This window comes from Methylibium sp. T29 (genome assembly GCF_000576205.1).
In the GTDB taxonomy this organism is placed as follows: domain Bacteria; phylum Pseudomonadota; class Gammaproteobacteria; order Burkholderiales; family Burkholderiaceae_C; genus Methylibium; species Methylibium petroleiphilum.
Genome location: NZ_AZND01000571.1, coordinates 1 through 746 on the forward strand (window position 1 = coordinate 1; position 746 = coordinate 746).

General features: G+C 70.6%; 1 pseudogene. It reads left to right on the forward strand.

The features are described 5' to 3' along the window. Window positions 1–407: 407 nt before the first annotated feature. Window positions 408–746: pseudogene (locus x551_RS22890) on the forward strand (hypothetical protein); the annotation flags it as partial.

Below are 746 nucleotides of genomic sequence, written 5' to 3' on the forward strand. Positions count from 1 at the left end.
TCCGGCAGCGGCGCTGGGCTGGCTTCGGGTTCGACCGACGGCGCGGGCGGCGGTGTGCCGCCGGGCAGGCGGACCGTGCCGCAGCCGACGACCAGCATGGCCGCCGCGAGGATGAGGATCAGGCGCAGGCCATGCCCCAGGGGCGATGGCGGCGCAATGCGAATGCAGTTCACCATGTCCGCTGATGTCGGCGGGTGGCGATTGCACTTGCGTGTCAAAAGGCCGGCATCGCGCCAGCGAAGACCCGCCAGAGCCCTTTTGCGTCGAGTCCGTCACGATCCGACGAGGCCCGATCGGCGCCCGTCCGACCGGCCGCCTGACATCGTGTTTCAGCGCCGGGGCCGGAGGGTTGTAACCTTTGGGTTCTGCCACCCCGCTCAGACCACAACAACACGGATGTCCGGTTCATGAAACCTGTTGCATTTGATCCCTATGGAAGAAGGCGCTCGCGCTGGCGCCTGCCCCGCTGGCTGGTGCTGCTGCTGGTCGGCATCGCGATCGGCGCGGGAGGCGTCGTGCTGATCCAGGAGCGCTACCTGCCGCCCCGGCTGTCGGCCAGCGCGTCGACCGCGCTGCGCGCCTCGTACGAGAAGGCCGAGGCCGAGCGCCTGCGCCTGGAGGGCGCGCTCGCCGACACCACGAAGCAGCTCGAGGCGGCCCTCGCCGACAAGAAGGGGCTGGCCGACGAGCTGGGTGCCAGCCGCGACACCGCCGAGCGCCTGCGCAAGGACGTGGCCGCGGTGGTG